Raw genomic sequence first — 21,842 nt, forward strand, 5'->3', positions numbered from 1 at the left:
ACTCGCCGTGATGTTTGAGTGAAGCGCGCAGCGCGCAACGAGTTTCACGGCGAACCCCGCAGGCGGCCCGACGCAGGTTGCCCGCAGCGAAGCGAAGGGACGTGGGCATTCGGGTCGCCTTCTTTGATCTGACCTTTCTTGGCGAATCAAGAAAGGGCAGTCGGCCGCCGGGCCGAGACCCGGCCCCGAAAAGCAACCCCCCGGCAGGGACAAAAACAAGCGCCCCGTCCCAAATCCAAAGGCCCAATGAAAAACAGCCCCTAGAAGGAGCTGTTTTAAAGAGAGCCAGGAGAAGCCGGAATCAAGCCTCAGGCTGCTGCTCAGACTCAGCAGTTTCAGCATCAGCGACGGGAGCCGCCTCTCCAGAATCAGACAGCGCCTGCCGCACACCCGCCTTCTCACCAGCCGAAGCAAACTTGCTGTACTTGCCAACGATGCCGACCAGCGCACCATAGATGCGCGGATTGCCCGCCAGGCATTCCTTCTGCTCCAGGAAATCAGCCTCGCCCGTGAAGTTGCCGACCAGGCCACCGGCCTCGGTCACCAGCAGGCTGCCGGCGGCCACGTCCCAGATCTGCAGGCCGCTTTCGAAGAAGCCATCGGCAAAGCCGGCTGCCACGTAGGCCAGGTCCAGCGCGGCGGCGCCGGGGCGGCGCACGCCTGCGGTTTCCTGCATCACGTCGCCCAGCATGTTCATGTACTGCTTGAAGTTGTCGCCACGGCGGAAGGGGAAGCCGGTGGAGATCAGGCTGTCCTTGAGCTGGATGCGCTTGGACACGCGGATGCGGCGGTCATTCAGGTAGGCGCCGCGGCCGCGCGTGGCGGTGAACAGGTCGTTGCGCGAGGGGTCGTACACCACGGCATGCTCGACCTTGCCCTTGAAGGACAGGGCAATGCTCACGCAGTACACGGGGAAGCCGTGGATGAAGTTGGTGGTGCCGTCCAGCGGATCGATGATCCAGACGTAGTCGGAGTTCTTGGCGCCGAACTCGTTGCCCGATTCCTCGGCCAGGATGCCGTGGCCCGGGTAGGCGCCCAGCAAGGTTTCGATGATGGCCTGCTCGGCCGCCTTGTCCACCTCGGTCACAAAGTCGTTGACCTGCTTTTGTGCGACACGCACGGATTCCACGTCAAGAGCCGCGCGGTTGATGATGGCGCCGGCGGCGCGTGCGGCCTTGATGGCCACGTTGAGCATGGGATGCAGGTTGGTCGACATAGATTGTGAGGCGTTGGCGGAGCAGCGGCTGTGCAAGGAGAGGACGGTCCTCTCTGGCAAAAGCAGGCTGTTTGACGCGGGTAAGAACGGAAAAAGCCGCGTCCGGCGATGCGGGGCGGCGACAATAGCGCGCAATTTTACCCGCCTTGTCCGTTTTGTGCTGCGCAACCTGTCCCGTCTTGGGGGCTCTGCCGGCGCCGGCAGGCCAGCGACGCCATGAAAACCCGATTCGTACTGATAGAAACCAGCCACGCCGGCAATGTGGGCGCCGCCGCCCGTGCCTTGAAGACCATGGGCTTTGACGACCTGGTGCTGGTGCGCCCGCGCTGGCCCAACGTGCTGCGCAAGGAAGAGACCATCCAGCGGGCCAGCGGCGCGCTGGACGTGCTGGGCAATGCGCGCGTGGTCGAGACGCTGGAGGAGGCGCTGGACGGCATCAGCCACCTGTGCGCCACGGCCATGACGCCGCGCGACTTCGGCCCGCCCACGCGCACGCCGCGCCAGCATTTCGAGCTGCTGCTCAGCGGGGCGCTGGATGTGCTGGATGCGCCCGATGAGGCCGATGCGCCCGATGAAGCGGCGCTGCCCACCGATGCATCCGTGTCCGCACCGGTTCCCGCGCCGCGCTGCAACCAGTCGGGCGTGGCCTTCCTCTTCGGCTGCGAGCGCTTCGGCATGAGCAACGACGATGTCTACCGCAGCGATGTGGCGCTGTCGATTCCGTCCAATCCGCAGTTTGGCTCGCTGAACCTGGGGGCAGCCATCCAGGTGGTGGCCTACGAATGGCGCCAGGCGCTGGGCGGCTTTCCCGTGGTGGAGCACACGCCCGCGCCGCAGCGTGCCGACGCGGCCCAGGTGGCCGGCATGCTGGGTCACTGGGAGCAGGCGCTGGCGCATATCGGCTTTCTCGATCCGGCCGCACCCAAGAAGCTGATGCCGCGCCTCAACCAGCTTTTCAACCGCTCGCAACTGACCGCAGAGGAAATCCACATCCTGCGCGGTGTTGCGAAGGCCATGCTGCAGAGCACCCCACCGAAACGCTAGACTGAGCGGTCTTGTCAACAATAACCAGCCCCTAGATGCTTGACCGCCTGCGCTCCGATATCCAGTGCATCCTCGACCGCGACCCTGCGGCACGCAGCACCTGGGAGGTCATCACCTGTTATCCGGGTCTGCATGCGATCTGGCTGCAGCGCCCGGCGCACTGGTGCTGGAACCATGGCCTCAAGTGGCTGGGGCGCTTCATCTCGCACATCGGCCGCTGGCTCACCGGCATCGAGATCCACCCCGGCGCCGTCATCGGCGAGCGCGTCTTCATAGACCACGGCATGGGCGTCGTCATCGGCGAGACGGCCGTGGTCGGCGACGGCTGCACCATCTACCACGGCGTGACCCTGGGCGGCACCTCGCTGTACAAGGGCGCCAAGCGCCATCCCACGCTGGGCCGCGATGTGGTGGTCAGCGCGGGCGCCAAGGTGCTGGGCGGCTTCGAGGTGGGCGACGGTGCCAAGATCGGCAGCAATGCCGTGGTCATCAAGCCCGTGCCCGCAGGCGCCACGGCCGTGGGCATTCCGGCGCGCATCATCGCCAGCAAGAACGGCCACAGCGCCGACGTGACCGAGCACGACCTGGCATCGGCCAAGGCCGAGTCCATCAAGGTCCCGGCCTCTGCCGCGCCCCAGCCGTTCACGGCCTACGGCATCACCCAGGAAATGGACCCCGTGGCCCAGGCCATGCGCGGCCTGAGCGATGGCGCGGCCGCGCATGAGCAGCAGATCGCGCTGCTGTGGGAGGCCATTGCCAAGCTCTCGGCCGGCAGCAAGGTGGGCGACTGCGTGCCCTGCGAGTCCGAGCGCCCGCAGGCCTTCCAGAAGGACAAGATCGACCAGATCATGGGCAAGTAGGCCTGCAGAAGATCACCAAAGATCCCCAAGATCCCCCAAGAAGACCGGAGACTCCGACCAGCATGAACGTTGAACAGGCCTTGCATGCGCGCCGCTCCGTGCGCGCCTTCCTGCCCCAGTCGCCCGATGCGGCCCTGGTGCGCTCCCTGATGGAACAGTCGGCACAAGCGGCCTCGGGCGGCAACCTGCAGCCCTGGCGCGTGCTGGCGCTGGCGGGTGAGCCGCTGCAGCAGCTGCTCACCGCCGTTGCCGAAGCCGAGCCCCAGGACGCCCAGCCCGGCCTGTCCTACCCGCCCAATCTCTGGGAGCCCTACCGCAGCCGGCGCTTTGCCAATGGCGAAGAGCTGTACCAGTCGCTGGGCATTCCGCGCGACGACAAGCCCGCGCGGCTGGAGCAGCTGGCCCGCAACGGCCAGTTCTTCGGCGCGCCCGTGGGCCTGATCGTGGCGGTGGACGAGCGCATGGGCCTGCCGCAATGGGTGGACCTGGGCATCTACCTGCAGTCCTTCATGCTGCTGGCCTGCGCCAATGGCCTGGCCACCTGCGCCCAGGGCTTCTGGCGCCGCTACAACGACGCCGTGACCCAGGCGCTGGCGCTGCCCGAGGGCTACCACGTGGCCTTCGGCATTGCGCTGGGCTACGAGGACAAGGATGCCCCCATCAACGGCTGGCGCGCCACGCGCGCACCGGTGGCCGAATGGGCACAGATGCGCGGCTTCGACTGAGCAGGGCCTTCAGGCCCCTGGGCAAACCCGCAGGGCAAGGGCGCCTTGCCATCCCCTATACTGCGCTCTGCTCCGGGGTGTGCTGATGCACTGAGATGCCAACCGGTCCATGCGCTGCATGGGCCAGGCGGCGAACCCGACGAACTTGATCCGGTTGATACCGGCGGAAGAAGAGCGGGACCCTGAAGCGGGGCCGAAGTCAGAGGATGGAAGTCCGCCACGGCGGATACACGCAGGGCCGCAACGGCCAGGCAGGCCACCATCCAACGCACATCGGCCCTTGCCAACCAAGGCTGCTCGTGCGCCTTGGCGTGCGTGGCAACCAGGGGCCAAGGCCATACGGCCCTGGCAGGCCCACACTGGCATAGCCCGGTGCGCGGCCTTTGGCACAGCCCAAGGAGTGTCCGGTTCCCGGAGCGTTGTTGATCGACGCTTTGAACGCAAGGAACCCGACATGAACGCTCCCGATTCCATCTTCACCCCCGCAGCCGGCGAAGCTCCAGACGCACAGCGTTTTTCCGACCTGCTGGCGCAGTCGCGCAAGCCGTTCCCGGCCTCCACCAAGAGCTATCTGCAAGGCAGCCTGCATGCCGGCCTGAGCGTGCCCGTGCGCGATATCCAGTTGACCAATGGCGAGCAGGTCAGCGTCTATGACACCTCGGGCCCCTACACCGATCCGGCCGTGGCCATCGACGTGCGCAGCGGCCTGCCGGGCGTGCGCAATGCCTGGATCGAGTCGCGCGGCGACAGCGAGTACTACGCCGGCCGCCTGCGCCAGGCACTGGACGACGGCGGCAAGCGCGGCGAGGAAGACGAGCGCGTGGCCCGCCTGCGGGCCGAGGCCGCATCGCTGCAGCGCCAGCCGCGCCGCGCCAAGAGCGGTGGCAACGTCACCCAGATGCACTACGCGCGCAAGGGCATCATCACGCCCGAGATGGAATACGTGGCCCTGCGCGAGAACGGCCGCCGCGAATGGATGGCCGAGTACCAGCAGGACGCCGCGCGCGAGGCGCGCCTGGCCGGCAACGGCCTGGGCGCGGCCATCCCCAAGATCATCACGCCCGAATTCGTGCGCGACGAAGTGGCGCGCGGTCGAGCCATCATCCCGGCCAACATCAACCACCCCGAGATCGAGCCCATGGCCATCGGGCGCAACTTCAAGGTCAAGATCAACGCCAACATCGGCAACTCGGCCGTCACCTCCAGCATCGAGGAAGAGGTCGAGAAGCTGGTCTGGGCCATCCGCTGGGGCGCGGACAACGTGATGGACCTGTCCACCGGCAAGAACATCCACACCACGCGCGACTGGATCATCCGCAACTCGCCCGTGCCCATCGGCACCGTGCCCATCTACCAGGCGCTGGAGAAAGTGGGCGGCATTGCCGAGGACCTGACCTGGCCCATCTTCCGCGACACGCTGATCGAGCAGGCCGAGCAGGGCGTGGACTACTTCACCATCCACGCCGGCGTGCGCCTGGCCTACATCCACCTCACGGCCCAGCGCCGCACGGGCATCGTCTCGCGCGGCGGCTCCATCATGGCCAAGTGGTGCATGGCCCACCACCGCGAGAGCTTCCTGTACGAGCACTTCGAGGACATCTGCGACATCATGAAGCAGTACGACGTCAGCTTCTCGCTGGGCGACGGCCTGCGCCCCGGCAGCGCCTCGGATGCCAATGACGAAGCCCAGTTCGCCGAACTGCAGACCCTGGGCGAGCTGACCCAGCTGGCCTGGAAGCACGACGTGCAGACCATGATCGAAGGCCCCGGCCACGTGCCCATGCACATGATCCAGGCCAACATGACCGAGCAACTCAAGCACTGCCACGAGGCGCCGTTCTACACCCTGGGCCCGCTGACCATCGACATCGCCCCCGGCTACGACCACATCGCCAGCGCCATCGGCGCGGCCATGATCGGCTGGTTCGGCACCGCCATGCTGTGCTACGTCACGCCCAAGGAACACCTGGGCCTGCCCGACCGCGACGACGTCAAGCAGGGCATCATCGCGTACAAGATCGCCGCCCACGCCGCCGACGTCGCCAAGGGCCACCCCGGCGCCCGCGCCCGCGACGACGCGCTGAGCCAGGCCCGCTTCGACTTCCGCTGGCAGGACCAGTTCAACCTGGGCCTGGACCCCGACACCGCCCAGGCCTACCACGACGAAACCCTGCCCAAGGACAGCGCCAAGGTGGCGCACTTCTGCTCCATGTGCGGCCCCAAGTTCTGCTCCATGAAGATCACCCAGGAAGTGCGCGAATTCGCCGCCGCCAAGGGCGTGGCGGAGCAGGAAGGCATTGCCGCCGGAATGCAGGCCAAGGCCGAGGAATTCAACCGCGCGGGCGGGGAGTTCTATATCCCCATCGTGGCGGCCAGCAGCGATACGACGGCGCGTTGATCGCGCGGCATTGAGCCGATCCGGGCTGCGTGCAATGCGCGGCCCGGTGGCCGCCGTGGATGGCGCGGCGGCCTTTCCTTGGGAAAACACCTAGCGGTCCGTGATGGCTGAGGATCAGTCCGTCGCCGAATCGTTTATCTCCAGCCACCTTCTCCCACCGAGAATTCCATGGCCAGCCGTTACCGGCGTTGCCCCGCAGGCTTCGCAGGCACAAGAACAAGAACGCGCTGACTGCACGGCCGCAGTTTTCACGCGTGGCCGGCAAGGATTTCAGTACGCCCTGGCCCTCGTGGCGAGGGCTTTCGCCAACTGGCAATCGGGAGGAGGAGACGACATGGCTAGAAGAACCATTCAATGGCTGGGCACGGCGCTTGCATTTGGGACGGCCCTGGTGGCCCAGGCCCAGAGTTCGGTCACGCTCTATGGGCGTGTGGTCGCGGGGGTGGACTACCAGAGCAATGTGTACGACCCGGCCACGGGGGGCTCTGGCAATCTGTGGCGGGCCGTGGGCAACCAGTGGGGCACGAGCATGCTGGGTTTCAAGGGGGAGGAGGACCTGGGCGGCGGGCTGCATGCGCTGTTCACGCTGGAGTCGGGCTTCAGCATCGACGATGCCAAGTTCAACGGCGCAGGTTTCTTCAACCGCCGCACCTTCGTGGGCCTGCGCAGCGGCTGGGGCACGCTGAAGCTGGGCAAGGACCTGTCGATCTCGGATGCGCACTGGGCGCTGGACCCCACGGGCCAGCAGTTCATCGGCTCGGCCACGCTGGTGCGGGGGCGCAACTGGGGCGGGCATGACAACATGATTTCCTATGAGACGCCGAACTGGGGCGGCCTGCGCGTGCTCGCGCTGACCGGCCTGGGCGAGCAGCCGCAGGGCGCATCGCGGCTGCGCAAGGATGCGCTGTCCGTGTCCTATACCGCGCCCACGTTCGAGTTGCGCGCCATCTACGATGTGGCCCGCGATGCCAATGGCCGCTTCAGCGATCTCTACACCACCTCCCGCAACCTGACGCTGGGCGGCACGGTGACGCTGTCCGCGCTCAAGCTGTTCGCGGGCTATGAGCAGCTGTCTGCGCCCGACAGCGCGGCTGGCGTGCCCAACAAGGCGCGGCAGTACTGGATGGGCGCGCGCTACAAGGTGTCAGGCCCGCTGACTTTGATCGGGGCGGGCTACCGCACCACGGTCAACAACGGCGGCGGCAGCGCCAACCTGTTCATGGCGGGCGCCGACTACGCGCTGTCCAAGCGCACGCTGCTGTACGCCAGCGTGGGCAATGTGCGCAATGGCGGCAATGCGAACTTCTCGGTGGAGACCACCAACAACAACCCGGCGCCGGGCGGCAGCCAGACCGGCTTCTACGTGGGCATGGCGCATTCGTTCTGACTCTGGCGGACCCTGGGTGGTGGCTTCAGGAAGCCGGCCACCCTCCGCCTAGCGCCTTGTGCAGCGTGAGCTGGTTCTGCAGGCGTGCCAGGTGCAGCGCGGACAGGGCCAGCTGCGCTGCGCGGCGGCGCTCCTGGGCGTCCAGCCAGGTGCGCAGCGGCACCTGGCCGGCGCGGTAGCGCGCCTCGTACAGCCGCGTGATTTCCACGGATTCCTGCGTGGCGCGCTGCTGGGCCTCTTCCTGGAGGGCCAGTTCGGTGCGGGCGGACAGGGATTTTTCCGTTTCGGCCAACGCGGCGTACAGCGTTTTGCGGAAGTTGACCACCGCCTCTTCGTACTGGCTGCGTGCAATGGCGGTGTTCAGCCGCATCTCGCGCACATTGAGAAACGGCAGGGCCAGGTTGGCGCCCAGGGCCGCCACGGGATTGGCCAGCACATCGAGCAGGGTGCTGCTGGATGTGCCCAGGCTGCCCGTGAGCGACAGCCGCGGGTAGTAGCTGGCGGCCGTGGCATCGCTGCCGGCCAGGGCGCCGCGCAGCCGCAGTTCGGCGGCGCGCAGGTCGGGGCGGCGTCCCAGCAGGTCGGCGGGCAGGCTTGGCTGCACGGCGGGCAGGTCGGCCACGGGCAGCGCCTGGGGCTCGCCACCGGGCGGCTCGGCGCCCTGCAGCAATTCGGCCAATGCCTGGCGCAGTTCGGCGCGGGCCTGGGTGTATTGGCTCAGCAGGGCCTGCTGCTCGGCCAGGGCCTGCCGGGCCTCGCGCAGCTCCAGGCCGGACACTGCGCCGCTGCGGTACTGGGCCTGCACCAGGTCGATGGTGCGGCGCACGTACTCCAGGCTCTGGCGTGACATGTCCAGGCGCTCGTTGGCCAGCGCCAGCTGCCAGTACAGGCTGGCCGTGGTGGTGGTCAGCGACAGCGCCACGGCATCCTTGTCCTGCACGCTGGCCTGTGCTTCGAAGACGGCGGCATCGCGCTGCGCGCCCAGCCGGTCGAACAGGTCCAGCTCCCAGGCCACGCCCAGTGTGGCGCTGGCGTTCTCCAGGGTGCTGCGCTGGCTGCCCGACAGCGGGCGGCTGGCGCCCGTGCCTACGCTGCCGCTGGGCTGGGGCAGCAGCGCATGGCCTGCCAGTTGCGCCTGCAGCGCGGCACGCCGCACGCGGATGCCGGCCGTGGCCATGTCAGGGTTGCGCGCCAGCGCCAGGTCAATCCAGGCATCGAGCCGTGGATCGCCGAAGCCGCGCCACCAGGCATCGGTCATGGGCGTGGGCGTGGCTGTCGGGGACGATGCCTGCACATGTTCGAACTGCGCGGGCAGCGCCACCTGTGGCGCTTCGTAGGGGGTGCGCGTGATGGCGCCGCAGCCCGCAAGGGCCACGGCGCATGCCAGCGCGCTGGTCTTGAGCATATGCATGTCAATCTCTGGAGAGGGCCTGGACGGGGTCCAGGCGCGCCGCGCTGCGCGCGGGCAGGAAGCCGAAGGTGATGCCTATGAGCGAGGAGCAGGCGACGGCCAGCACGATGGAGGCGGCCGAGAACGACAGCTGGAAGCTGGAGCCCGACAGGCTCACTGCCAGGCCCAGGCCCAGCGCCAGAGAGACACCCAGGATGCCGCCCACGATGCAGACCAGCACGGCCTCGATCAGGAACTGCTGAAGGATGTCCGACTGGCGCGCGCCGATGGCCATGCGCACGCCGATCTCGCGCGTGCGCTCGGTGACCGACACCAGCATGATGTTCATCACGCCGATGCCGCCCACCAGCAGCGCGATCATGGCGATGGCCGAGACCAGCAGCGTCAGCGTGGTGCTGGTGCGCGTGATGGCCTGGCGGATCTGGTCGGAGTTCCAGACGAAGAAGTCCTTGGTGCCGTGGCGTTCCGTGAGCAGGCTGGTGGCCGCCTTCAGCGCGATCTCGGCCGGCACCTCGTCCTTGATGCGCAGCGTGATGCTGTCCAGGTGGTACTTGCCGACCAGGCGCGTGGCGGCTGCCGTGTAGGGCACGAAGAAGGTGGGCGTGGAGCCACCGAAGCTGTTTTGCGCGGGGCGCAGCACGCCCACGATCTCCACGGGCATCTCGCCCAGCATCACCACCTCGCCCAGCGGGCTGGGGTTGCCGGGGAAGAGCGCGGTGGCGGCCTTCTGGTCGATGACCGCGACCTGGGCGTGCAGGTCCACGTCGCGCTGGTCGAAGAACCGCCCTGACGCCAGGCGCAGGCCCTTCACGCGGAAATGCTCGAAGCCCACGCCCGTCACCTGGGCCATGGCCGCGTTCTCGCGGTACAGCGCCGTGACGCTGACCGATACGTTGGGCGTGGCGCTGTCCACGTAGGGCTGCTCGGCCAGGGCCTGGGCATCGGCGGCGACCAGGGTCTCGATGGCGGCGGCGCGCGTGTCTCCGAAGTCCTTGCCCGGGAAGATGTCCAGCGTGTTCGTGCCCAGCTCGCTGATCTGGTTCATCACCTGCTGCTGCGCACCGCGCCCCAGCGCCACCACCGAGACCACGGCAGAGATGCCGATGATGATGCCCAGCATGGTCAGGAAGGTGCGCAGGCGGTGCGCGTTCATGGCCCGCAGCGCCATGCGCAGCGCTTCGCCGAAGCGGTCGCCGAACATGCGCCAGGAGGCGGCGCGCGGGGCGGCTGTGGCCTCCAGCGGGGGCTTGCTTTCATGCGGGGCGCTGCGCCGGTCCGCGATGATGGCGCCGTCGCTGATCTCGATCACGCGCGAGGCGTGGGCCGCCACGGCCATGTCGTGCGTGACCAGGATGATGGTGTGGCCGTCGGCATGCAGCTCCTGCAGGATGCGCATGACCTGCTCGCCGCTGGCCTTGTCCAGCGCGCCCGTGGGCTCGTCGGCCAGGATGACGGCGCCGCCGTTCATCAGCGCGCGGGCGATGGACACGCGCTGCTGCTGCCCGCCCGACAGCTGGCCCGGCCGGTGCTGCATGCGGTCGGCCAGGCCCAGGCGTTCGAGCAGGGCGGCCGAGCGCGCATGGCGGTCCGTGGGCGCCGTGCCGGCGTAGACCGATGGCAGCTCCACATTGCCCTGGGCCGTGAGGTCGGCCAGCAGGTGGTAGCGCTGGAAGATGAAGCCGAAATGCTCGCGCCGCAGCGCGGCCAGCGCATCGGGGCCCAGCTCGCCGGTCTCGCGGCCGGCGATGCGGTAGCTGCCCGAGGTCGGATGGTCCAGGCAGCCGAGGATGTTCATCAGCGTGGACTTGCCCGAGCCCGAGGCGCCGACGATGGCCACCATCTCGCCGGCCTCGATGGTCAGGTCGATGTCCTTGAGCACGGCGACCGTGGTGTCACCGGCGGGGAACTCCCTGCGCAGTCCCCGCATTTGCAGCAATGGCTGGTCCATGCTCACATTCCCATGGGGTCGGCGGCGGGGGCGTTGCTCGGGCCCGCCTCGCCGATCACCACCTGCTCGCCTGCCTCCAGGCCCGACAGCACCTGGGCCTGGGCATTGGTGCGCAGGCCGATGCGCACCTTGCGCTCGGCGACCTTGCCTTCGCCGTCGCGCACGCGCACGGTGTAGCTGTCGTCCTCTGCCCGGCTGCCCAGTGCGGCGGCCGGCACCAGCACGGCCTTGTCGGCCTGGGCCACGCGCACGGTGACCTGGGCGGTCATGGAAGGGCGCAGCTTGCCGTCCGGGTTGGGCACGTCGAACTGGGCGTTGTAGTAGATGGCCTTGGCGGCGGGCGTGGCCGCAGCGGGCGAGGCACCGCCGCCCGCGTCATTGACGATGGAGGTGGGTGCGGGCTCGATGCGCTCTATCTTCGCCATGTGTTTTTGGCGGTTGCTGCCCAGCGTGGTGAACCATGCGGTCTGGCCGAGCTGGATCTTGTCCACGTCGGCCTCGGCAATCTCGGCACGCACGGTCATCACGTCGAGCTTGGCCAGCATGACGATGGTGGGTGTGGTCTGGAAGGAGTTCAGGGTCTGGCCCTGCTTGGTGACCACGGCCACGATCACGCCGTCCATGGGCGCAACGATGCGGGTGTAGCCCAGGTTGATGCGCTCGGTCTCCACCTGGGTGCGTGCCTGCTCGATCTGGGCCTGCAGGGCGCCGACCTCGGCCTGGGCCGTGTCCAGCGCCGCCTTGGCGGCCTCATGGTCGGCGCGCGAGGTGGCGTCGGCCTGCAGCAGTTCCTGCTGGCGCTGGAAGGTGAGCCGGGCCTGGACGAGGGCCGCGCGCCGCGCGGCGAGCTGTGCCTGCAAGGCGGTGACGGACGCCTCGGCATTGCGCAGCTTGATGCGCTGCGGCTGGGCATCGACTTCGGCGATCAGGTCGCCGGCCTTGACTTGCTGCCCCAGTTCCACATGCAGGCGCTTGACCTGTCCGGAGACCTGGGCGCCCACGGCAACCAGCTCCTTGGCATGCAGCCGGCCTACGGCCAGCACGGTCTGCTCCAGGTTGCCCACGGTGACGGCGGCCGTCGCGTACCGGGTGGCGGGCTTGGCGCTGGCCTTCCACAGTGCGCCCCCGGCGATGATGCAGGCACCCACCACGGCGCCAATGGTCCACTTGCGATTGAACTTCATTCTTCCCCTGCCGCGCGGTCGGCCGCAGGGGAAGAAGTCCCTGCCCGGCGCCGCGCCCAATGCTCGAACTTACCAGTCTGGCGCGGTTCGATGTCCCGGCATTGACCAAGGCATGGAGATTCAGTGGAGAAAAGCGAGGGGCGGGAGCAGCCGGGCTGCCCCTCCCGGCTCACCGCAAGTTCAGCGCCAGTTCAGCGCCAATATTGGCACTTGCTCTCGGCCTTGGTGGTCCAGACCTGCTCGGCCGGCAGCTTCTTGACCAGCTTGTAGTAGTCCCAGGTGCCCTTGGATTCGGCGGGGGATTTCACTTCCATCAGGTACATGTCGTGCACGTAGCGGCCGTCCTCTCGCAGGTAGCCGCTGCCGAAGAAGTCATCCATCTTCATGCCGCGCCAGGTGGCCATGACCTTGTCGGCGTCCAGCGTGCCGGCCTTCTCCACGGCCTTGAGCCAATTCATGGTGGCCGAGTAGTCGGCTGCCTGGATCTCGCTGGGGCGGCGCTGGGTCTTGGCCATGAAGGCATCGGCGAACTTGCGCGAGGCATCGTTCATGTCCCAGTACCAGCTGGTGGTGAACTGCATGCCCTGGGTGTTCTTCAGGCCCAGGCTGTGCACGTCGGTGAAGAACACCAGCAGGCCGGCCAGCTTCATGTCCTTGGTCACGCCGAACTCGCGCGCGGCCTTGATGGAGTTGATGGTGTCGCCACCCGCATTGGCCAGGCCCAGGATCTGGGCCTTGGAGTTCTGCGCCTGCAGCATGAAGCTGGAGAAGTCGCTGGCGTTCAGCGGCGTCTTGACCGAGCCCAGCACCTTGCCGCCGCGCGCCTCGATGATCTTGGTGGTATCGGCCTCCAGCGCATGGCCGAAGGCATAGTCGGCCGTCACGAAGTACCAGCTCTTGCCGCCGGCCTCCACCACGGCCGCGCCCGTGCCCTTGGCCAGGGCCACGGTGTCGAAGGCGTAGTGCACGGTGTAGGGGCTGCACTGCTCGTTGGTCAGCGCCGAGCTGCCCGCGCCGTTGTCGATGAAGACCCGCTTTTTCTCCTGCGCCACCTTGGCCATGGACAGGGCCGTGGCCGAGTTCGTGCCGCCAAACACCAGGCTGATGCCCTGCGTGTCTATCCACTCGCGTGCCTTGCTGGCGGCAATGTCGGCCTTGTTCTGGTGGTCGGCCGTCAGCAGCTCGATGGGCTTGCCAAGCAGCTTGCCGCCGTAGTCGTCAATGGCCATCTGAATGGCCACGGCGCCGTTCTTGCCCTCGACATCGGCATAGAGACTGGACATGTCGGTGATGAAGCCGATCCGAACCTTGTCCTGCTGCGCCAGGGCCGGCGTTGCCAGTGCGGCGGCGCACAGTGCCAGGGCCAGCGGTGTCATCAGCGATGTCTTGGGGCGTTGCTGCATGAAGTCTCCTTGCTTTGGATGGAAAAAGCCCGCTGCTGTTGCGCAGGGGCCGGGGTGATTCCATGCTGGCAGGGACAGGGGCCTGCCGCATTGGGGCAAGCACGGGCTTGGTGGCCCCGGTGCGACAGTCCAGCCGCTCATTCTTGCAACGTGGCTGGCCCGTTGATTGATCGCCATGCGCTGCGCATCCCGGCCGTGGCTTGTGCGCGCGTCAGGACCTGCTTTTCCGTTCCTTGACTTGGAGATGCAAAAGCACTGGTCTTAAATTAGTTTGTCTAGAAAAACAATCAAAAATTTAGGTTTTGCTTAGAATAATGGACAAATGAAAACGCCAGAAAAGTCCACCCTTCTTCAGCGCCAACTGCTTTTGCAGTTCGGTGACCGGCTCAAGCGTCTGCGCAAGGAGCAGGGGCTGGGCACGGTCGAGATGGCCTCGCGCGTAGGCATATCCCGCAGCACGCTCGCTGCAGTCGAGTCCGGCGATCCCGGGCCATCCATGGGCACGTACCTGCGGGTCATGTCGGAACTGGGCATAGGGGGAGAATTGGCATTGCTGGCGGGCGACGCCCTGCAGCCCGCGCCCGCAGGAACTGCCGCAGCCCGTTCGCGCCATGCCAGGCCCGTCGTACAGGTTCTGGTGCGTGCGCAGGATGCGCGCCATGAAGTGCAGGATCTGCAAAGCCTGGCATTGCATGAAGAAGCCGTGCGCATTGTGCGATCAGACCCGGCATTGCTGCAGCAGGCACAGGACACGTTGGAGCGGTGGTTGAGCCAGGGGGATTCGCATTCCGCCAGCCTGTGGAGGCAGTGGCAGGATGTCTTGCAAAATGGCCGCTGGCGCACCATCCTGGCCCGCACGCGAAGGGCCCAGGAACTGCGCCAGGCCTCGCCCCTGACATCGGTGCTGCCCGAACAGGTGCGCCAGCAGGTACTGGCGCAGGTGGGGGATCTCAAGCGGGGCGTTGCATTGGGAGATACAGGGCGGGCCTATGAACCGAGAGGATCTTGAGCACATCATTCGTGCCAGCGGGGATGTGACGAATGAGTATGAATTCGTCATCGTGGGAAGCCAGGCAATCCTGGGCTCCATCCCGTATCCCGAGCCGGTTTTCAAGATGTCCGCAGAGGCGGACATCTATCCGCTCAACGCTCCGGATCTGGCCGACCGGATCGATGGATCCATTGGCGAAGGCTCTCGCTTCCACGAGTCCAATGGCTACTACGCACAGGGCGTGGGCCCGGACACGGCAGTGCTTGCCTCAGGCTGGCAAAACCGGCTGCACCGTATCCAGAACGGCAATACCAACGATCGCGTCGGCTATTGCCTTGATGTGCTGGATCTCTTTCTCTCCAAGGCCCAGGCGGGGCGAGACAAGGACCGGCTGTTTTGCATGGCACTGATGGAGCATGGCCATGTACAGGTCGATGCGGCACTGAAACTGGCAAGCAGCATGCCGTTGGGTGATGACGGCAAACGGCAATTGCGGGCCCGGATTCAGCGGTGGTTCAAAGGGCTGAAAAAATAAAAAGCAGCCCGCAGGCTGCTTGTCGTTTGCCGTGTCCGCGCGCTCAGGCCGCAGGTCGCGCGGTGCGCACTGCGCTCTTGGGGCGGAACGCCTTGCAGACGCTGTCGTCCGTTTCCAGATAGGGCCCGCCGATCAGGTCCACGCAATAGGGCACGGCCGCGAAGATGCCGTTGACCTTTTGCGTGCCATCGGGGTTCTTCAGGCCTTCCAGGGTTTCGGCAATGGCCTTTGGCTGGCCCGGCAGGTTGATGATCAGGCTCTTGCCACGGATCACCGCCACCTGGCGCGACAGAATCGCCGTGGGCACAAAGGCCAGGCTGATCTGGCGCATCTGCTCGCCAAAGCCCGGCATTTCCTTGTCGGCCACGGCCAGCGTGGCTTCGGGCGTGACATCGCGCGGCGCGGGGCCGGTGCCGCCCGTGGTCAGCACCAGGGAGCAGCCCGCATCGACCAGTTCGATCAGCGTGGCGCTGATGCCGGCCTGCTCGTCGGGGATCAGGCGCGGCTCGAACGTGATGGGGTTCCTGAGCGCGCGGGTGAGCCAGTCCTGCAGGGCCGGCAGGCCCTTGTCCTCATAGACGCCGCTGCTGGCACGGTCGCTGATCGAGACGATGCCGATGCGCACAGCGTCATGGACGGGTTCACTCATCGTCAGCTTCCTCGCCAGCGCCGTCACCGTCCTCGGCAGCCTCGCGGCCCGTGCCGCCCAACTGCTGGCGAACCAGCTGGAACAGGTCGCGGTAGGCGCGGCCCTTGCGCTGGGCCAGGCCGGTGGATTCCTGCACATTGGCCTCATGGGCGCCCGGCATGTCCTTGCGGGCCTGGCGGATCAGGGCGCGCAGCTGCTGGGTGTCGGTGTCGGGGAAATGGTCCAGCCAGATGGACAGGGCCGATTCCTCGGCAATCAGGCGGTCGCGCCATTGCTCGGCGGCGTGCAAGGCCATCTTCTCGGCGGCCGAGCCGTTGTGCTGCTCGTCCAGTGCCGCGCGCACGGCGGCGATCTCGGTCTCGTCCAGCTTGCGCATGAGCTTGCCGACGAATTGCATCTGGCGGCGCTTGCCTTCGAAATTGGTGATGCGCTTGGCCTCGGCCAGGGCATCGGCCAACTGGTCGGGCAATTGCAGGCGCTTGAACAGGTCGGAGCGCAGCGTCAGCAAATCCTTGCCGAGGTCCTGCAAGGCGTCGGACTCGCGCTTGAGATCCGTCTTGCTGGAGTCGGGGGTGCCTTTGAGTTCGGCCTTGAGCTGCAGGTCGAGTTCGCTGCCTTCGGCAACGAAGTGACCTTTGACGTAGTAGCCTTTTTTGGGTTTGCGTGACATGGGGTAGGGGACAAATGCAGTGGCGGCGCGGAGAGCGCTGCAGTGGCGGCTATCATAGCCGCCGCTATGAAAAAACCCCGTCCCCGCTCGGCAAGCACCGCCAAACCGCAGGCTGATTCCGGCTTCAGCTACAGCCAACCGTTTTTTGAAGACTTGGTGGACCGTGCCCTGGTCCACGCCAAGAAGCTCGGCGCCACCAACGCCGGGGCCGAGGCTTCCGAGGGCTGCGGCCTGAGCGTGAGCGTGCGCAAGGGGGCTTTGGAGACCGTGGAGCGCAACCGCGACAAGTCGCTGGGCGTGACCGTCTACCTGGGCAACCGCCGTGGCAACGCCAGCACCTCGGACTTCTCGGATGCCGCCATCCAGCAGACCGTGCAGGCCGCCTACGACATCGCACGCTTCACCGCCGAGGACCCCATGGCCGGCCTGCCCGATGCGGCCGACATCGCCCAGCCCGGCACCCACCGCGACCTGCAGCTGTTCCACCCCTGGGATCTCACCAGCGAGGCTGCGGCCGAACTGGCGCTGCAATGCGAGGAAGCCGCGCTGCGCACGCACAAGCGCATCACCAACAGCGAAGGCGCGGGCGTTTCGGCCCAGCAAAGCCATTTCTTCAGCGCCCACACCAATGGTTTCCGTGGCGGCTACGCCAGCTCGCGCCACAGCCTGTCGGTGGCGCCCATCGCATCGCTGCCCGGGCGCAATGGCGAGATGCAGCGCGATGCCTGGTACAGCTCCATGCGCAACGCGGCCGACCTGGCCTCGCCCGAAGCCGTGGGCCGCTACGCCGCCCAGCGCGCCCTGAGCCGCCTGGGCAGCCGCAAGATCCCGACCACCGAATGCCCGGTGCTGTTCGAGTCCACGCTGGCCGCAGGCCTGCTGGGCAGCTTCGTGCAGGCCGTCAGCGGCGGCGCGCTGTACCGCCGCAGCACCTTCCTGCTCGACTCGCTGGGCAAGCCCGTCTTCCCCAAGCACATCGACATCACGGAAGACCCCTTCATCCTCGGCGGCAAGGGCAGCTCGCCCTTCGACGAGGAAGGTGTGCGCGTGCAGGCCCGCAAGGTGGTGGATGCCGGCCGCGTCGAGGGCTACTTCCTGTCCAGCTACTCGGCCCGCAAGCTGGGCATGAAGACCACCGGCAATGCTGGCGGATCGCACAACCTGGTCATGACCTCGCGCCGCACCAAGGCCGGCGACGACCTGCCCGCCATGCTCAAGAAGCTGGGCACGGGCCTGTTCGTGATCGAGCTCATGGGCCAGGGCGTGAACTACGTGACCGGCGACTACTCGCGCGGCGTCAGCGGCTTCTGGGTGGAAAACGGCGAAATCGCCTTCCCCGTGCATGAGATCACCATCGCCGGCAACCTCAAGGACATGCTCAAGGGCATCGAGGCCGTGGGCGCAGATGCCTACAACTACGGCGCCAAGACCGTGGGCTCGATCCTGATCAACCGCATGAAGGTGGCGGGCAGCTGAGCGCTGGTTCAGCTCAAAAATAAAGCGGCTTTTTGAAGCCGCTTTTTTGTGGATCTACACCACTCGCTGCCTCTGCACGCCCAGCCCCTCGATCCCCAGCTCCATCACATCGCCAGCCTTCAGATAGCGCGGCGGCTTCATGCCCATCCCGACTCCCGGGGGCGTGCCGGTGATGATGAGGTCGCCGGGCTCCAGCGTCATCACGCGGCTGCAGTGGCTGATGAGTTCGGCGCAGCCAAAGATCATGGTGCGCGTGCTGCCGCTCTGGCGGCGCTCCCCGTTCACATCCAGCCATAGCTGCAGGGCCTGCGGATCGGGCACTTCGTCGCGCGTGACCAGCCAGGGGCCGATGGGGCCGAAGCGGTCGAAGCCCTTGCCCTTGCTCCACTGGCCACCGCTGCGCTCGATCTGGTATTCGCGCTCGGACACATCGTTGGCAAGGCAGTAGCCGGCCACATGCTCCAGCGCATCGGCCACGGACACATTGCGCGCGCGCTCGCCGATGACGATGCCCAGTTCCACCTCCCAGTCCATGCGTGTGCTGCCTTCGGGCAGGGGGATGTCGTCGTCGGGGCCGCAGGCGCAGCTGGGCCATTTGGCGAAGAGGATGGGCTCCTTGGGGATGGGCATGCCGGCTTCCTCGGCATGGTCGCGGTAGTTCAGGCCGATGGCGACGAACTTGGACATGCCGCTCCACGGCATGCCGATGCGCACCGGGCCTTGCACCAGGGGCAGCCTGGCAGGGTCGATGGCGGCCAGGGCCCGCAGCGCCTCGCGGCCCAGCAGGCGGGGCGTGTAGTCGTCCAACAGGGCGGACAGATCGCGGATTTGGCCTTCGGCATCCAGCAGGCCCGGCTTTTCCTGGCCCTCGGGGCCGAATCTCAGCAGTTTCATGGAGTCTCCTTGGAATGCTCTGGAATGTCTTGAAATGGGCCGGCTGCTTAGTCCACCTGGATGCCTGCCTGCCGGATCAACTGGCTCCAGCGTGCCAGGTCGGCTGCCGTCTGCAGCCGCAGTTCTGCAGCGGTGGGGGCGTAGACGCTGGCGCCCATTTTGCGGAATTTCTCGCGCAGTCCGGGTGATGCCTGGGCCTTGTCCACGGCCTGGCGCATGCGCTGCACTTCCTGCGAGGGTGTGTCCTTGGGCGCGTACAGCGCAATCCACAGGTCGCCAACCAGGCCGGCAACGGTGTCGCGGGCCAGGGGCAGGTCGGGCAGGAACTCGCTGCGCTGGTCGGAGAACACGGCCAGGGCTTTGACGTCGCGGCTTTGCAGGTAGGGCATGGCCGAAGGCAGGGTGCTGATCAGCATCTGTATGCGCCCGGCCATCAGTTCGGTCATGGCCGGGGCCACGCCACGGAAGGGGACATGGGAGGCATCCACCTTTTCGGCGCGCTTGAGGAATTCCATGAGGATGTGCGAGTAGGTGCCGTTACCGGCAGAGCCGAAGAAGTACCTGCCCGGCTCCCTGCGCAGCAAGGCCAGCAGCTCGGGCAGGGTGGACGGCGCAAAGTCCTTGTTGACCAACAGCACATGGGGCACGCTGGCAATGCCGGCCACGGGCACGAAGTCGCGCAGCGTGTCGAAGCCCGGGTTGGCGAACAAGCCGGGGTTCATGGTGACGATGCTGGCTGATGTCAGCAGCCAGATGTTGCTGCCGGCTTCGGCGCGTGCCACGTAGGCTGCGCCGACATTGCCCCCGCCGCCGCCCCGGTTCTCGACCACCACGGGCCGGTCGAGTTCGCCGCGTAGCAGCGGCTCCATGACGCGCGCCACGATGTCGTTGGAGCCGCCCGGCGCGGCAGGCACCACCAGGGTGACCAGTTGCGCAGGGGCCGCGTGGACTGGCAAAGAGAGCAGGGCGGCGTGACCCAGGGCTGCCGCCGTGGCGACCCTGGTGAGCAAAGTCCTGAGAAAGGCCATGGTATGTCTCCTTCGTTGTATGGGCTGAGGGTTCATTCGGTCGGGGCAGGGTGATCGCTCCAGGCGCCCGGTGGCACCAGGTGCTGGTGCTCTCCCAGCGCAGGGCCCAGGCTGCGGATGGACCCGGGTGTGCGCGACAGGCGCGGAAAGACGTTGTGCATGGGCAGCGGCTGGCCGTCGGCATCGGGGATGCAGGTGATGCAGGCCCTGGCGCGCACATGCTCGTCGGCCAGCAACTGCTCCACGTCAAGCACCGGCCCCACGGTCACCTCCCATTGGCCGAAGTGCAGCAGGTTGTCCTGCAGGCTGCGCTGTGCCACAAAGCCGGCGATCAGCGCGTCCAGCGCATCGACATGTCGCAGCCGTGCCGCGTTGGTGGCGAAGCGGGGATCGCTGCACAGGTCCTTGCGGCCCATGGCCTCGAAAATCCGTTCGGCCATGCGCTGGGTGGAGCCCGACATCACCAGCCAGCGCCCGTCGGCGCACTGGTAGGCATTGCGCGGTGCGGCGATGTCGGCACGGTTGCCCATGCGCCGTGGCCGCTGGCCGGTGCGCTGGAAGATGGCGGGGTCGGGGCCGAGCACGGCCAACATGGGTTCCAGCAGCGACAGGTCCACCACCTGGCCGCGGCCACCATTGGTTTCCACTTCGCGCAGTGCGAACATGGTGGCGCCCACGCCCGCCAGGCCCGCGATCATGTCGGCCAGTCCGAGGTTGGGCAGGGCGGGCGGCTTGTCGGGAAAGCCATTCTTCTGGGCAAAGCCCGAGAAGGCTTCGACCAGGGTGCCAAAGCCGGGCCGTTGCGCATAGGGACCGGTCTGGCCCCAGCCTGAGATGCGCACGATCACCAGGCGGGGATTGCGCTGCAGCAGGACATCGGGTCCCAGTCCGAACTTTTCCAGTGCGCCATGGCGAAAGCTCTCCACCAGGACCTGTGCCGATTCGGCCAGCTGCAGAAGACTTTGCACATCGGCCCCGTCATGCAGGTCCAGGCAAATGCTTTTCTTGTTGCGCGCGTAGATCTGCCACCACAGCGGCTGGCCGTCGTTCTTCCAGTCGCGCAGGGTGTCGCCGCTTGGCGCCTCGACCTTGATCACTTCGGCGCCGAAGTCGGCCAACTGCAGCGTGAGCATGTTGCCTGCAGCCAGGCGCGACAGGTCGAGCACGCGGATGCCGCGCAGGGGCAGGGCGCCTGTGTTGTCCGTGGCGTTCATGCGGCTTCCCCGGTGCTGCGCAGCAACTGGCGTGCGCGCTCTGCAATGGGTGCATCGACCATGCGGCCGTCAACGGCCGCGGCGCCCTGTCCCTGCGCCAGCGCCTGTTCATAGGCCAGCACGGTGTCGCGCGCCTGGCGCAGATCCTCTTGGCTGGCTCCGAAGGCTGCGTGCACGGCCGCCAACTGGGCCGGGTGGATGCAGGCGGCACCTTGCATGCCCAGTGCGCGGGAGATCCGGGCCAGTTCGCCGAACTGCGCAAGATCCGCATAGCCGCCGATGCTGCCTGCCAGCCCCATGGGATGCAGCCCGGCTGACACGGCTGCGATGACCACGGCCTGTGCCGGCATGGCAAGGGCCTGGGGTGTGGGCGCCACGCCCAATGCAGTGGCGAAGTCCTCGCCGCCAAAGGCCAGCGACACCAGCCGGGGCGAGGCCCGGGCAATGTCCTGCAGGCGCATCAGCCCGGTGGGCGTCTCCACGATGGCCTGCAGCAGCACCGGCGGGCTGCCGTGGTTATCGGCCAGGGCTGCGATGCGCTGCACATCGGCGGCAGATTCCACCTTGGGGATGACCAGGCCATCGCAACCAGCCTGCAAGGCGGCCTCGGTATCGGCCTGTGCCAATGCCCTGTCCGCGTTGATGCGCACCAGCACGGGGCACGGCCCGCGCAGGCTGGCGATGGCCGGTTGCAGCATGGCGCGGGCCTGCTCCTTCTGCGCGGGGGCAATGGCGTCTTCCAGGTCCAGCACGAGGGCATCGGCACCGCGCCGCCCTGCGCTGGCCAGCATGCGTGCGGAGGTTGCAGG

At 67.1% G+C, this 21,842-nt stretch carries 19 protein-coding genes and 1 riboswitch; of the genes, 8 read left to right on the forward strand and 11 right to left on the reverse strand.

The annotated features are described in order from the left end of the window. Positions 1 to 301: 301 nt before the first annotated feature. Positions 302 to 1,216: an inositol monophosphatase family protein gene (locus BO996_RS10830; RefSeq protein WP_016449664.1), complete on the reverse strand. Its 915-nt coding sequence runs from the start codon at positions 1,214 to 1,216 to the stop codon at positions 302 to 304. Positions 1,217 to 1,432: 216 nt separating this feature from the next. Here BO996_RS10830 and BO996_RS10835 point away from each other — a divergent pair, with 216 nt between their 5' ends. The 5 genes from BO996_RS10835 (at position 1,433) to BO996_RS10855 (ending at position 7,630) form a co-directional block, all read left to right on the forward strand. Beyond that, positions 1,433 to 2,260 (forward strand): RNA methyltransferase, encoded by an 828-nt coding sequence (locus tag BO996_RS10835; RefSeq protein WP_071954722.1) that lies wholly within the window; start codon positions 1,433 to 1,435, stop codon positions 2,258 to 2,260. A gap of 35 nt (positions 2,261 to 2,295) precedes the next feature. Further along, the gene (gene cysE, locus BO996_RS10840; protein ID WP_013803521.1) at positions 2,296 to 3,120 is read left to right on the forward strand and encodes a serine O-acetyltransferase; all 825 of its coding nucleotides are present in this window, start codon (positions 2,296 to 2,298) and stop codon (positions 3,118 to 3,120) included. A 62-nt stretch (positions 3,121 to 3,182) separates the two neighbouring features. Continuing rightward, the gene (locus tag BO996_RS10845; protein WP_071954723.1) at positions 3,183 to 3,845 is read left to right on the forward strand and encodes a nitroreductase; all 663 of its coding nucleotides are present in this window, start codon (positions 3,183 to 3,185) and stop codon (positions 3,843 to 3,845) included. Positions 3,846 to 3,908: 63 nt separating this feature from the next. Further along, a riboswitch (TPP riboswitch) is annotated at positions 3,909 to 4,034 on the forward strand. A gap of 265 nt (positions 4,035 to 4,299) precedes the next feature. Further along, a complete protein-coding gene (gene thiC / locus BO996_RS10850) occupies positions 4,300 to 6,243 on the forward strand; it encodes a phosphomethylpyrimidine synthase ThiC (protein ID WP_034368871.1) in 1,944 nt (647 codons plus the stop codon). A 334-nt stretch (positions 6,244 to 6,577) separates the two neighbouring features. Continuing rightward, on the forward strand, positions 6,578 to 7,630 hold the full coding sequence (locus BO996_RS10855; RefSeq protein WP_071954724.1) for a porin: 1,053 nt from the start codon (positions 6,578 to 6,580) through the stop codon (positions 7,628 to 7,630). Positions 7,631 to 7,655: 25 nt separating this feature from the next. Here BO996_RS10855 and BO996_RS10860 read toward each other — a convergent pair whose 3' ends face one another. The 4 genes from BO996_RS10860 to BO996_RS10875 all read right to left on the reverse strand — a co-directional run bounded on the left by BO996_RS10860 (position 7,656) and on the right by BO996_RS10875 (position 13,576). Continuing rightward, a complete protein-coding gene (locus tag BO996_RS10860) occupies positions 7,656 to 9,041 on the reverse strand; it encodes an efflux transporter outer membrane subunit (protein ID WP_071954725.1) in 1,386 nt (461 codons plus the stop codon). Between the two features lies 1 nt (position 9,042). Beyond that, positions 9,043 to 10,989: a MacB family efflux pump subunit gene (locus BO996_RS10865; RefSeq protein ID WP_043822875.1), complete on the reverse strand. Its 1,947-nt coding sequence runs from the start codon at positions 10,987 to 10,989 to the stop codon at positions 9,043 to 9,045. A gap of 2 nt (positions 10,990 to 10,991) precedes the next feature. Beyond that, positions 10,992 to 12,173: an efflux RND transporter periplasmic adaptor subunit gene (locus tag BO996_RS10870; protein ID WP_071954726.1), complete on the reverse strand. Its 1,182-nt coding sequence runs from the start codon at positions 12,171 to 12,173 to the stop codon at positions 10,992 to 10,994. A 191-nt stretch (positions 12,174 to 12,364) separates the two neighbouring features. Continuing rightward, positions 12,365 to 13,576, reverse strand: coding sequence for an ABC transporter substrate-binding protein (locus tag BO996_RS10875; RefSeq protein WP_012204238.1), 1,212 nt, complete (start codon positions 13,574 to 13,576; stop codon positions 12,365 to 12,367). A 322-nt stretch (positions 13,577 to 13,898) separates the two neighbouring features. Between BO996_RS10875 and BO996_RS10880 the strand changes: the two genes are divergently transcribed. Then, the gene (locus BO996_RS10880; RefSeq protein ID WP_071954727.1) at positions 13,899 to 14,585 is read left to right on the forward strand and encodes a helix-turn-helix transcriptional regulator; all 687 of its coding nucleotides are present in this window, start codon (positions 13,899 to 13,901) and stop codon (positions 14,583 to 14,585) included. Then, complete coding sequence (locus tag BO996_RS10885; protein ID WP_071954728.1) at positions 14,566 to 15,102, forward strand: DUF6036 family nucleotidyltransferase; 537 nt, start codon at positions 14,566 to 14,568, stop codon at positions 15,100 to 15,102. Before BO996_RS10880 ends, BO996_RS10885 begins: the two co-directional genes overlap by 20 nt. Before the next feature lie 43 nt (positions 15,103 to 15,145). On the opposite strand, the gene mog is transcribed toward BO996_RS10885, so the two are convergent. Both mog and yjgA read right to left on the reverse strand, forming a co-directional pair. Continuing rightward, positions 15,146 to 15,751: a molybdopterin adenylyltransferase gene (gene mog, locus BO996_RS10890; protein WP_071954729.1), complete on the reverse strand. Its 606-nt coding sequence runs from the start codon at positions 15,749 to 15,751 to the stop codon at positions 15,146 to 15,148. After that, positions 15,744 to 16,421, reverse strand: a complete 678-nt coding sequence (gene yjgA / locus BO996_RS10895) for a ribosome biogenesis factor YjgA (RefSeq protein ID WP_034391380.1) — start codon at positions 16,419 to 16,421, stop codon at positions 15,744 to 15,746. The genes mog and yjgA overlap by 8 nt, the downstream gene beginning before the upstream one ends. Positions 16,422 to 16,487: 66 nt before the next feature. On the opposite strand from yjgA, the gene pmbA reads away from it, so the two are divergent. Beyond that, positions 16,488 to 17,897, forward strand: a complete 1,410-nt coding sequence (gene pmbA / locus BO996_RS10900; RefSeq protein WP_012204243.1) for a metalloprotease PmbA — start codon at positions 16,488 to 16,490, stop codon at positions 17,895 to 17,897. A gap of 54 nt (positions 17,898 to 17,951) precedes the next feature. Here pmbA and BO996_RS10905 read toward each other — a convergent pair whose 3' ends face one another. From BO996_RS10905 to BO996_RS10920, 4 genes are read right to left on the reverse strand one after another with little or no spacing between them, the layout of a single operon-like run. Further along, a complete protein-coding gene (locus tag BO996_RS10905) occupies positions 17,952 to 18,791 on the reverse strand; it encodes a fumarylacetoacetate hydrolase family protein (RefSeq protein WP_071954730.1) in 840 nt (279 codons plus the stop codon). 47 nt (positions 18,792 to 18,838) lie between these two features. Then, positions 18,839 to 19,819, reverse strand: a complete 981-nt coding sequence (locus BO996_RS10910) for a Bug family tripartite tricarboxylate transporter substrate binding protein (protein WP_071954731.1) — start codon at positions 19,817 to 19,819, stop codon at positions 18,839 to 18,841. 32 nt (positions 19,820 to 19,851) lie between these two features. Next, positions 19,852 to 21,033: a CaiB/BaiF CoA transferase family protein gene (locus tag BO996_RS10915; protein ID WP_052155355.1), complete on the reverse strand. Its 1,182-nt coding sequence runs from the start codon at positions 21,031 to 21,033 to the stop codon at positions 19,852 to 19,854. Next, on the reverse strand, positions 21,030 to 21,824 hold the full coding sequence (locus BO996_RS10920) for an HpcH/HpaI aldolase/citrate lyase family protein (protein WP_197942808.1): 795 nt from the start codon (positions 21,822 to 21,824) through the stop codon (positions 21,030 to 21,032). Before BO996_RS10920 ends, BO996_RS10915 begins: the two co-directional genes overlap by 4 nt. Between the last annotated feature and the right edge of the window lie 18 nt (positions 21,825 to 21,842).

The organism is Delftia sp. HK171 (assembly GCF_001886655.1).
Classification (GTDB): domain Bacteria; phylum Pseudomonadota; class Gammaproteobacteria; order Burkholderiales; family Burkholderiaceae_C; genus Comamonas; species Comamonas acidovorans.

What these genes read in the sequence shown, in the direction of transcription:
- BO996_RS10835 (WP_071954722.1), top strand. Translation starts at nt 1,433, where the DNA reads ATGAAAACCCGATTCGTACTGATAGAAACCAGCCACGCCGGCAATGTG.
- yjgA (WP_034391380.1), bottom strand. Translation starts at nt 16,421, where the DNA reads ATGTCACGCAAACCCAAAAAAGGCTACTACGTCAAAGGTCACTTCGTT.
- BO996_RS10880 (WP_071954727.1), top strand. Translation starts at nt 13,899, where the DNA reads ATGAAAACGCCAGAAAAGTCCACCCTTCTTCAGCGCCAACTGCTTTTG.
- thiC (WP_034368871.1), top strand. Translation starts at nt 4,300, where the DNA reads ATGAACGCTCCCGATTCCATCTTCACCCCCGCAGCCGGCGAAGCTCCA.
- BO996_RS10865 (WP_043822875.1), bottom strand. Translation starts at nt 10,989, where the DNA reads ATGGACCAGCCATTGCTGCAAATGCGGGGACTGCGCAGGGAGTTCCCC.
- pmbA (WP_012204243.1), top strand. Translation starts at nt 16,488, where the DNA reads ATGAAAAAACCCCGTCCCCGCTCGGCAAGCACCGCCAAACCGCAGGCT.
- BO996_RS10915 (WP_052155355.1), bottom strand. Translation starts at nt 21,033, where the DNA reads ATGAACGCCACGGACAACACAGGCGCCCTGCCCCTGCGCGGCATCCGC.
- BO996_RS10905 (WP_071954730.1), bottom strand. Translation starts at nt 18,791, where the DNA reads ATGAAACTGCTGAGATTCGGCCCCGAGGGCCAGGAAAAGCCGGGCCTG.
- cysE (WP_013803521.1), top strand. Translation starts at nt 2,296, where the DNA reads ATGCTTGACCGCCTGCGCTCCGATATCCAGTGCATCCTCGACCGCGAC.
- BO996_RS10885 (WP_071954728.1), top strand. Translation starts at nt 14,566, where the DNA reads ATGAACCGAGAGGATCTTGAGCACATCATTCGTGCCAGCGGGGATGTG.
- BO996_RS10860 (WP_071954725.1), bottom strand. Translation starts at nt 9,041, where the DNA reads ATGCATATGCTCAAGACCAGCGCGCTGGCATGCGCCGTGGCCCTTGCG.
- BO996_RS10845 (WP_071954723.1), top strand. Translation starts at nt 3,183, where the DNA reads ATGAACGTTGAACAGGCCTTGCATGCGCGCCGCTCCGTGCGCGCCTTC.
- BO996_RS10875 (WP_012204238.1), bottom strand. Translation starts at nt 13,576, where the DNA reads ATGCAGCAACGCCCCAAGACATCGCTGATGACACCGCTGGCCCTGGCA.
- BO996_RS10910 (WP_071954731.1), bottom strand. Translation starts at nt 19,819, where the DNA reads ATGGCCTTTCTCAGGACTTTGCTCACCAGGGTCGCCACGGCGGCAGCC.
- BO996_RS10920 (WP_197942808.1), bottom strand. Translation starts at nt 21,824, where the DNA reads ATGCTGGCCAGCGCAGGGCGGCGCGGTGCCGATGCCCTCGTGCTGGAC.
- BO996_RS10830 (WP_016449664.1), bottom strand. Translation starts at nt 1,216, where the DNA reads ATGTCGACCAACCTGCATCCCATGCTCAACGTGGCCATCAAGGCCGCA.
- mog (WP_071954729.1), bottom strand. Translation starts at nt 15,751, where the DNA reads ATGAGTGAACCCGTCCATGACGCTGTGCGCATCGGCATCGTCTCGATC.
- BO996_RS10855 (WP_071954724.1), top strand. Translation starts at nt 6,578, where the DNA reads ATGGCTAGAAGAACCATTCAATGGCTGGGCACGGCGCTTGCATTTGGG.
- BO996_RS10870 (WP_071954726.1), bottom strand. Translation starts at nt 12,173, where the DNA reads ATGAAGTTCAATCGCAAGTGGACCATTGGCGCCGTGGTGGGTGCCTGC.